This is a genomic window from Kitasatospora sp. DSM 101779 (genome assembly GCF_025655475.1).
In the GTDB taxonomy this organism is placed as follows: Bacteria; Actinomycetota; Actinomycetes; order Streptomycetales; family Streptomycetaceae; genus Kitasatospora.
The window spans coordinates 1,777,391-1,786,645 of the sequence record NZ_JAHTIK010000001.1; the positions used below are offsets into that span (position 1 = coordinate 1,777,391).

A 9,255-nucleotide genomic window follows, 5' to 3' on the forward strand; every position below is an offset into this window, starting at 1 on the left:
CGGGGCTCCCGTCCTAGTCGTTGGTGCGGCTCAGGCGCACGTACAGCGCGGAGAAGCCGGCGAGTACGAGCAGCATGACCAGGCCGAGCGCCGAGGCGCTGCCGTAGTTGTTGAAGCTGAAGGCGTACTGGTAGATGAGGTTGACGACGGTCAGCGTCGAGTTCCGCGGGCCGTTTCCGCCGGTCAGCAGGTAGGGCTCGACGAAGACCTGCATGGTGGCGACGATCTGCAGCAGCAGGAGCAGCGAGAGGATCAGCCGGGTCTGCGGGATCGTCACGTGCCAGATCCGCCGCAGCAGGCCGGCGCCGTCCAGCTCGGCGGCCTCGTAGAGCTCTCCGGGGATGCCCTGCAGGGCCGCCAGGTAGATCAGGGTGGCGCCGCCCATGTTCATCCAGGTGGCCGCGATGACGACCGAGAGCATGGACGTGGTGGGCGAGTTGAGCCAGGCCGAGGTCGGCAGGTGGAGCGACTTCAGGATCGCGTTGAACAGGCCGTAGCCGGGGTCGTAGAAGTACTTGAAGAGCAGCACCGAGGCGACCGGCGGGAGCATCACCGGCAGGTAGACCAGCACCCGGAGGTAGGCCTTGGCGTGGCGGAGCTCGTTCAGCAGGACGGCGACGACGAACGGCACCGCGAAGCCGAGCACCAGGGCGAGCACGGTGAACAGCAGCGTGTTGCGCCAGGCGTGCCAGAAGTCCGGGTCCGCGAAGATGCGGTCCAGGTTCTCCGTGCCGACCCAGGTGGTCTTCCCGCGCTTGGTCTTCTGGAAGCTCATGATCACTTCGCGGACCATCGGGTACCACGAGAAGTACGCGAAGCACAGCAGGGCACCGAGCAGGAAGCCGTGGCCGGTGAGGTGCCTGCGGAAGCGCTGACGGAGGGCGGCGCGGCCCTGCGAGGGGTCGGCGTGCGCCGGTGGCTCGGTCTTCCGGCGGGCGGAGACGCTGATCGCTGCCATGGGGGTTTACTCCCGGTCGGTCGGAGGGTGTGGCTCGGGCGTACGTGGGGGCCGGCCCGCCGGCCGGCCCCCACCGGCCGTCACTGGAGGTTGGCCAGCACCTGGTTGACCTGGCTCTCGGCGTCCGAGAGCAGCTTGTCGACGTTGGCGTTCTTGTCGGTCAGAACGGCCGAGACGGCGCCGTCGAGGACCTTGTAGATCTGCTGGGCGTTGGCGGGCTCGGTCTTGCCGGGCACCGAAGTGGCCAGGTACGGCGCATAGTTCTGCACCGGGACGGTGGCACTGGCGGCCTTGGCCTTGTTGTCGGCGTCCAGGGTGGAGCCGCCGAACAGGAAGGGCTGCGGCAGGCCGACCGGCAGACCGTCGGCCTTGGTGCGGGCGTAGTCGAACTGACCCTTGCCCATGGTCAGCCACTTGAAGTTGACCCAGGCGATGCCGGCCTTGATCTGGTCCGGGGTGGAGCCCTTCTTGAACATGTAGTCGGCGCCGCCGAGCAGGGCGCCCCTGCCGCCGGGCATCGGGCCCATGCCGTAGTCCTCGTAGTTGCCCTTGAGGGTCTGCACCATGTAGGTGATGTCGTCCGGCGCCCCGACGTACATGCCGAGCTTGTCCGTCGACATCTGGGTCATCAGGTCGGGCCACTTGAGGCTCTGGGTGGCGCCCATGGTGTTGTCGGTCCAGCGCATGTCGTACAGGTTCTGCAGGACCTGCTTGCCCTCGGGCGTGTTGAAGGCGGCCTTCTTGCCGTCCTCGGTGGTCATCGAGCCGCCGAGGCCGTAGAGCTCGGCGGTGAAGTGCCAGCCGCCCTGGTTGGTGGCGCTGTAGTCGCCGTAGCCGTTGACGCCGTTGCCCAGCGCCGCGATCTTCTTGGCGTCCTCCCGGATCTCGGCCCAGGTCGTCGGCGGCTTGTCGGGGTCGAGGCCGGCCTGCTTGAAGAGCTTGCGGTTGTAGAGCAGGCCCATCTTGTAGTTGGTGGTGGGCAGGCCGTAGAGCTTGCCCTCCGAGGTCAGGGTCTTCAGGACGGACGGGTCGATGTCCTTGAGCGCGGGCACCGTCTGCTCGTTGACGTACTGGGTGATGTCCTCGGCCTGGTCGGCGTCGAGCACCTGCTCCAGGTCGGTGAAGTACGTGTAGAAGACGTCCGGCTGGGTCTTGCCCTTGAGCTGCGCGGTGAAGGAGGCGGGCTCCTCGCAGGGGGAGGCGTCCTTCGCGTTGATCGTGACGTTCGGGTAGAGCTTGTTGAACGCCGTGACGTCCTCGGCCCACTGCTTGCGCTCGGCCGGCTTGGTGGTCGGCGGCTGGCAGTCGATGCTGATGGTGACCTTGGTGTTCGGGTCGAGCGAGGCACCGGCCGCGGGCTTGCCGGAGTCCCCGGAGTTGCCGGCGTCGGAGCCGGAGGAGCAGGCGGCCGCGGTGAGGGCGAGGCCCGCGGCGGCGGCGAGGGCGACGGTTCTGCGGAGGAGCCGGTCTCTGGTCATGCGGATGGACCCTTTCAAGCACGTGGGGGCTGCGCCCGGTCGCGGGGGTGCCCGTGGATTTCCGGTGGGGGACGGCCCCGGAAGACGTCCGGGAGCCGGGGAAGCGTGCGAGGCCGGGGCACGGTCGCTGTGTCTGGCAACAGCGCCGGCCGGTGTCGACCACTTAACCAGCCTCGACAGATGTCCACAAGATGTCGACTAGATTTCGCAAAAACACGACACTGCCTGTGCAGGTTCGCGTGGCTCCACTGCTAGCCGCCCGGCCGCCGCGACCTGCCCATCACCTGCCGAAAGGCCTCGTGCGGCGCCGCGGCAGCCCGTGCCGGGCCTGGTGACGCCGGGTTGCGCAGCCGTCGGCGCAAGCGCCCTGCAGAGCCCGCAAGCGGCCGCACGGAACGCCGCAGCAGGGCGGGCCGAAAGGCGCCCGCCCTGCTGCGTTTGCGCAATCGTCACGGGTTGACGGTGATCTTGAACGTGGACGTGGTGTTCTGGATGTCCTTGACGTTGCCGCTCATGGTGAGGTTGTTGAAGACCGCCTCACCCACCGCCGGGCCCTGGCCCGCCTCGGGCATCTCGTTGGCCCAGATGCCGTAGCCGGACTTGGCGTCGAAGGCGTCGCCGCTCTTCTTGGCGCCGGTGATCGAGATGTTGGTGAAGACGGTGTCCTTCACCGGGTTCTCCGGCTGGCTGCCCGTGTACTTGGTCTGGAACATGATGCCGCTGTAGGTCGGGGCGACGATGTCGACGTCGCTCACGCGGATGCCCTGGAAGACCTTGGAGGCCGAGAAGACCCAGATCGCCGGGAAGACCTGCTGGCCCCAGAAGTGGCCACCGGACCGGACGATCGTCATGTTCTGCAGGTTCGTCGTGGGCGAGGCGCCGAAGCCGTTCATCGGGTAGCCGAAGTCCAGCGACGAGATGGTGACAGCGGAGTAGCAGAGGGTGTCGGCGATGTAGATGTTGCGGAAGGTGTTGGCGTAGCCGCCGTACACCGCGATGCCTGCCGCGCGCCAGGTCAGGACGGTGGTGAGGTTCTCGAAGACGTTGTTCTTCTCGTCGGCGCCGCCGGCGTCGACGGCGGAGAACAGCGCGAAGGAGTCGTCACCGGTGGCCCGCGCCTCGTTGTTCGAGACGAGGTTGTCGGTGGAGCCGTTGGTCATGTTGATGCCGTCGGCGAAGGTGTCGCGGATCCGCGAGTTGGTGATCCGCATGCTGTCGGTGTTGGCACCCCAGTACATGCAGACCATGTGCTCGGTCCAGATGTTGTCGATCGTGATGTTCGCGACGTTGGAGAAGTCGAACACCTTGCCGGGGCCGTCGATCCGGGAGGTGTAGTTGCCGAAGTAGGCGAAGCCCGAGAAGGTCGAGCCGTTCGCGGTGGCCTCGGCGCGGAAGCCGACGTCGGTGTTGCTCTGGGTGGTCGGTGCGTAGAACCGGGTGAACCAGGGGCCGGCGCCGACGACCTTGACCACCTTGCCGTAGACCTGGAACTTGTTGGCGGTCTGGTAGTCGCCCGCGGGCAGGTAGACGCCGACGTACGTGCCGGTGGTGTCCATCCGGACCTTGTCCAGGGCGTTCTGCACGTCCTGGTGGGTGAAGCCGGCCGGGACGACGTACGTCGCCGGGTCCGGGTTGGCGATCGGGGTGGCCTGTTCCAGGCTCACGAAGTCGATCGCGTACTGGCTGGAGTTGGCCGAGTCCTTCTGCAGCTTGATCTTGTGCCCGGCCGGCACCGTGGTGCCGAGCAGCAGGTTGGCCTCGTCGTAGATGTGCCGCTGGCTTCCGGAGCCGGGCGAGTTGCCGGGCGCCGTCTCGCTGCCGTACAGCCAGGCGTACTTCGAGGTCAGGTCGATCGCCTTCAGGAAGGTGCCGTCGACGTAGACGTTCAGCGTGGCATTGGTGCCGTCACCGCTCGCGCTGTCCGGGATGGAGAAGCGCGTCACCAGCGTGTTGGTGGCCGCCTTGGTGGTGAACTCCACCGAGGAGCCGGTCGAGTTGAGTGTCACGGCCTTGCGGCCGGAGGCCTCGCCGGCCAGGTCGCCGATGGTGCGGTTCGGGCCGACCACGGCGGCCCCGCCGCCCAGCACGCCGTCCTCGGCCTCGTAGGTGTCGAAGGGCATGTTGGCGCCACGGCCGATGTAGAGGCCCTGGCTGCTGGTGTTGTTGGCCTGCTTGACCGGCAGCTCGTTGCTGTCGGCGGCGATCACGGTCCTCACCGTGTACTTGCCGTTGACGGCCGTCCAACTGCCCAGCGAGACCGGGGAGGTGGTGGCGCCGGGGGCGATCGCGCCGCTGTAGGAGCCGGTCAGCGTCTTGACCGCGTTGCCCTGGGAGTCGAGCACGGTCAGGGTGATGCCGTGCGCGCCTGAGGCGGCCGCCGAGGGGCCCTGGTTCTTGATCGCCACCGAGAAGTCGACCGCGTTCCCGGCCGCCGGGTTGGAGGGTGACCAGGAGACCGGGGAGGCCACCAGGTCGGAGCTGGCGACCTGGTTGACCACCAGGTCGTTCGCCGCCGTCCAGGTGTTGTTGGTCTCGTCCTGCTCGATGACGGCGTTGGCCTCGTCGACCTTGGCGGTGAGCTGGTAGCTGCCCGCGTTCTGCGCCGGGACGCTCACGTTGACGGTGCTGGAGGCGCCGGGGGCGAGCGCGCCGACCTGCGCGGTGCCGACCTTGGTGGCGCCCAGGTACAGGGTGACCGAGGTGGCGGCGGAGGCCGCGTTGCCCTGGTTCTTCACCGTGGTGGCGAGGGTCAGGGCATCGGTCTCGACCGGGCTGGCCGGGGAGACGGTGGTGCCGGTGACGGTCAGGTCCGGGTTGGGGGCCGGCACACCGACCACCTGGAACTCGGCGACCTGGCCGGCGCCGGAGCCGGTGTTGCTGGTGATCTTCAGCTGGACGTCGGCGGCCCGGGCGGTGACCGGGATGGTCACCGTGTTGCCGGAGGCCGGGTCGAAGGCGTACGGCTTCGCCGCGACCAGCGTGCTGAAGGTCGAGCTGTTCTGCTCGCGGCCGAGCACTTCGACGGTCTGGGTGCGGGCGCCCCAGACGGAGGCCGGGTTCAGCTTGAGCACCACCTGCTGGGTGTCGGCGTTCGAACCCAGCGCCACGGTGAGGGTGTTGGGGTAGCTGCCGCCCGCGCCCTCCCAGTAGCTGGTGACGTCGTTGTCGTTGGCGTTGGTCGCCACGAAGGTGTAGATCGAGGAGTTGGCCGTGATCGGCTTGCCCGCCGCCAGGTTGGTGCCGTTGCCGCCGCTCTGGCCGGTGCGGATCACCGTGGTGCTGGAGTCGGACTGGTTGCCGGCCGCGTCCTTGGCCTTGACGTAGTAGGAGACGGTCGCGGTGTCCGGCTGGCTGTCGGTGTAGGTGAGCACCGAGCTGCCGACGCTGGCCTTCAGCGAGCCGTTGGCGTAGACGTCGTAGCCGGTGACGCCGACGTTGTCGGTGGAGGCCGTCCAGGTCAGCCTGATCTGGCCGGAGCCGGGCTGGGTGTAGGCGAGACCGCCGGGCGCGCTGGGCGCCTGGGTGTCGCCGCTCTGGCCGGTGCGGGTGACGGTGTTGCTGGCTGCGGACTGGTTGCCGGCCGCGTCCTTCGCCTTGACGTAGTACGAGACGGTGGCGCTGTCCGGACGGCTGTCGGTGTACGTCAGCACGTTCCCGGCCACGCTGGTGAGCAACTCGCCGTTGGCGTAGACGTCGTAGCCGGTGACGCCGACGTTGTCGGTGGAGGCCGTCCAGGTCAGCCTGATCTGGCCGGAGCCGGGCTGGGTGTACGCCAGGCTGCCGGGCGCACCGGGCGCCTGGGTGTCACCGGTGCTCGGGCCGTACACCTCGAACTCGGAGAGCTGGGCCGCCGGCCAGGCGCTGTTGGCGGTGAACGAGAGGCGCACGTACCGGGTGGTGGTCGTGCTCAGGTTGATCGTCGCGCTGTTCCCGGTGGCCGGGTTGAAGGTGTACGCGGCGGAGGCGACCAGGTCGGTGAAGTTGGCGCCGTCGGTGGAGCCCTGGACCTTCAGCGTCTCGCTACGGGCCTCCCAGCCGGAGGGCAGCCGCAGCACCAGCTTGTTGACCGGCACGGCGGAGCCGAGGTCGGCCTGGTACCACTGCGGGAAGGCGTTGTTGGCGCTCTCCCAGTAGGTGCCGGTGTTGCCGTCGGCCGCATTGTTCGCCGCGTACGGCGCGTTGGAGCTGCCGGCGCTGACCGAGCGCACCAGGTTGCCGGAGGCGCTGGTCGAGCCGTACACCTCCAGCTCGGAGATCTGGGCGGCCGGCCAGCCGGTGTTCGCGGTGACGCTCACCCGCACGAAGCGGGTGGTGGTGGAGGCGAAGTTGAGCCGGACGGTGTTGCCGGCGCCCGGGTCGAAGGACTGGGCGGCGGAGCCCAGGATGGTGGAGAAGGTGGACCCGTCGGTGGAGCCCAGCAGGGTCAGCGTCTCGTCCCGGGAGCCCCAGCCCGCGGGCAGCTTCAGCACCACCTGGTCGATGGCGGCGGGGCTGCCGAGATCGACCTGGACCCACTGCGGCAGCGCGTTGTTGGTCGACTCCCAGTAGGTGTCCTGGCTGCCGTCGTTGACGTTGCCCACCACCTGGACACCGGTGGAGCTGCTGGCGGTCACGGTCTTGCCGGCCGCGAGGTTCGGACCGCCGGCGGCGTGGGCCGGTACGACCGGCCCGATCACCATCAGCAGCAGTCCGGTCGCGACCGTCGCGGCGCCGAGCCGCGGCAGTGTGCGCTTGGATCTCATTGCGTCCCTCTGTCTCGGATGTCATTGCGGTGCGCGGCGTGGCGGCCCCCGGCTCCGCCGCGCGAGCACCCCCCGGGGGGTGCGCCGGGGCATGCCCCGGATCGGGCCGCCGGGGTGTGCGGCGGCCCGAGGTCTGTGGTGGATCCGTCCTCCCGCGCCGCTGCGCGGGGCCGGTGTTCCGACCGGACGGGCGCTACTGGGCGAAGGCCTGCAGCGCGGAGAGCTGCCCGGCGGCCAGCCGGTGTCGCCGGTGAACTGCGGCCGGAGGTACCGGGTCTGCACGGCGGCGGGCAGCGTGAGCGTGGTGGTGTTGCCGCCGGCCGGGTCGAAGCGGTACCCGGCGGCGACGGCCAGGGTGGTGAGGGCGCTGCCACCGGTGGAGCCGAGCACCGCGACGGTCTGGGTGCGGGCGCCCCAGGCCGAGGCGGGCGGCACCGCGAGGACCAGGCGCCGGACGGGGTGCACCGTCTCCAGGTCGACCTGGATCCACTGTGGGAAGGCGCTGTTGGCGCTCTCCCCGTACGAGTTCGGGTCGCCGTCGACGGCGTTGTCGCTGCCGTAGACCTGGGTGTGGCTGCTCTCGGTGGTCGGCCGGCGCAGTGCGAGGTCGCCGGTGGGCGGCGGCGGGGTGGTGGTGCCGGTGGTGGGCGGGGTGGGCCGGAGGGCCGTGAGCGGCAGCCGCCCCTTGAGCATCCGGCCGCCGTCGGCCTGCCTTCGTGGGGGAAGCTACAGGAGGAATCACCAATCTGACGTTTATATGTCTGAGTTTTGCGCGATGTCAGCCAAGAGTTACAGAGGTGCTACAGGCATGTCAACGGATCGCACCGCATGCGGGCACACGAAAAGGGCGGGCACCGAAGTGCCCGCCCTTGGTCCGACGGACCGTCAGGGGGTGGATTGCGGGGATTCCTCCGGGATCGTCAACCCCGCTGGCGCACCGGGGCGGTGGACCCTCGGACCACCAGCTCCGGCTCGAAGAGCAGCTCGTCGTGGGTCACCTTCACCCCGGCGATCTCGCCCACCAGCAGCTCCACGGCCGCCCGGCCCATCGCCTCGATGGGCTGGCGCACCGTGGTCAGCGGCGGGTCGGTGCACATCATGAACGAGGAGTCGTCGTATCCGATCACCGACACGTCGTCAGGCACCGACAGGCCCGCCCGGCGCACCGCGCGGACGGCCCCGAGCGCCAGCGGGTCGCTCGCGCAGACCACGCCGGTGACGCCCTGGCGCAGCAGCCGGGTGGTCGCCGCCTGCCCGCCCTCCAGGCTGAACAGGGCCCGCTCCACGTGCGCGTCCGGCAGCTCGACACCGGCCCTGGCCAGCGCCGCACGGGCCGCGCCGAGCTTGCGCTGCGAGGGCACGTGGTCCGCCGGGCCGAGCACCAGGCCGACCTTCCGGTGGCCCAGCTGATGCAGGTGGCCGACGGCCTGCTCGACGGCGACCGCGTCGTCGCAGGACACCCGGGGGAAGTCCAGGTCCTCGATCGCGGCGTTCAGCAACACGGTCGGCAGGCTGCGGTCGGCGAGCCGGTCGTAGTGCTCGTGCGGGGCGTCGCCCTGGGCATACAGGCCGCCGAAGAACACGATGCCGGACACCTGCTGCTCCAGCAGCAGGTCCACGTAGTCCGCCTCGGAGACGCCGCCCGCGGTCTGGGTGCAGAGCACCGGCGTGAAGCCCTGGCCGGCCAGCGCACCGCTGACGACCTCGGCGAACGCGGGGAAGATCGGGTTCTGCAGCTCCGGCAGGACGAGGCCGACCAGGCGGGCCCGCTCGCCGCGCAGCTGGGTGGGGCGCTCGTAGCCGAGCACGTCGAGCGCAGTCAGCACCGCGGCCCGGGTCGCCTCGGAGACGCCGGGCTTCTCGTTCAGCACCCGGCTGACGGTCGCCTCGCTCACCCCGACCTTCTTCGCCACTTCGGCAAGTCGTCGTGTCATGGCTGCGAGTGTACGGCAAAAGACGCAAGCGGCTTGCGTGAATTTGCAGAGCTTGCCACGCTCGCTTTCCGCGTACGAATGACTACCATGCGTGACTGACCGCCACATGGCGCCACCCGTCCCGCCCACCCGGCGACGGTCCG

5 protein-coding genes are annotated in these 9,255 nt (G+C 69.5%); all 5 read right to left on the reverse strand.

Going from position 1 to position 9,255, the window contains the following annotated elements:
• Positions 1-13: 13 nt before the first annotated feature.
• The 5 genes from KSNIM_RS08285 to KSNIM_RS08305 all read right to left on the reverse strand — a co-directional run bounded on the left by KSNIM_RS08285 (position 14) and on the right by KSNIM_RS08305 (position 9,112).
• On the reverse strand, positions 14-958 hold the full coding sequence (locus KSNIM_RS08285; RefSeq protein ID WP_263102574.1) for a carbohydrate ABC transporter permease: 945 nt from the start codon (positions 956-958) through the stop codon (positions 14-16).
• Between the two features lie 80 nt (positions 959-1,038).
• On the reverse strand, positions 1,039-2,436 hold the full coding sequence (locus KSNIM_RS08290) for an extracellular solute-binding protein (protein ID WP_263102575.1): 1,398 nt from the start codon (positions 2,434-2,436) through the stop codon (positions 1,039-1,041).
• 449 nt (positions 2,437-2,885) lie between these two features.
• Positions 2,886-7,178, reverse strand: coding sequence for a discoidin domain-containing protein (locus KSNIM_RS08295; RefSeq protein WP_263102576.1), 4,293 nt, complete (start codon positions 7,176-7,178; stop codon positions 2,886-2,888).
• Between the two features lie 21 nt (positions 7,179-7,199).
• Positions 7,200-7,871 (reverse strand): discoidin domain-containing protein, encoded by a 672-nt coding sequence (locus KSNIM_RS08300; RefSeq protein ID WP_263102577.1) that lies wholly within the window; start codon positions 7,869-7,871, stop codon positions 7,200-7,202.
• A gap of 227 nt (positions 7,872-8,098) precedes the next feature.
• Positions 8,099-9,112 carry a LacI family DNA-binding transcriptional regulator gene (locus KSNIM_RS08305; RefSeq protein ID WP_263102578.1) on the reverse strand — a complete coding sequence of 338 codons (1,014 nt, stop codon included), beginning with the start codon at positions 9,110-9,112 and terminating at the stop codon, positions 8,099-8,101.
• Between the last annotated feature and the right edge of the window lie 143 nt (positions 9,113-9,255).

Bases quoted from the DNA above. Each gene is read 5' to 3' on its own strand.
- KSNIM_RS08285 (WP_263102574.1), bottom strand. From the start codon at position 958: ATGGCAGCGATCAGCGTCTCCGCCCGCCGGAAGACCGAGCCACCGGCG.
- KSNIM_RS08290 (WP_263102575.1), bottom strand. From the start codon at position 2,436: ATGACCAGAGACCGGCTCCTCCGCAGAACCGTCGCCCTCGCCGCCGCC.
- KSNIM_RS08295 (WP_263102576.1), bottom strand. From the start codon at position 7,178: ATGAGATCCAAGCGCACACTGCCGCGGCTCGGCGCCGCGACGGTCGCG.
- KSNIM_RS08300 (WP_263102577.1), bottom strand. From the start codon at position 7,871: ATGCTCAAGGGGCGGCTGCCGCTCACGGCCCTCCGGCCCACCCCGCCC.
- KSNIM_RS08305 (WP_263102578.1), bottom strand. From the start codon at position 9,112: ATGACACGACGACTTGCCGAAGTGGCGAAGAAGGTCGGGGTGAGCGAG.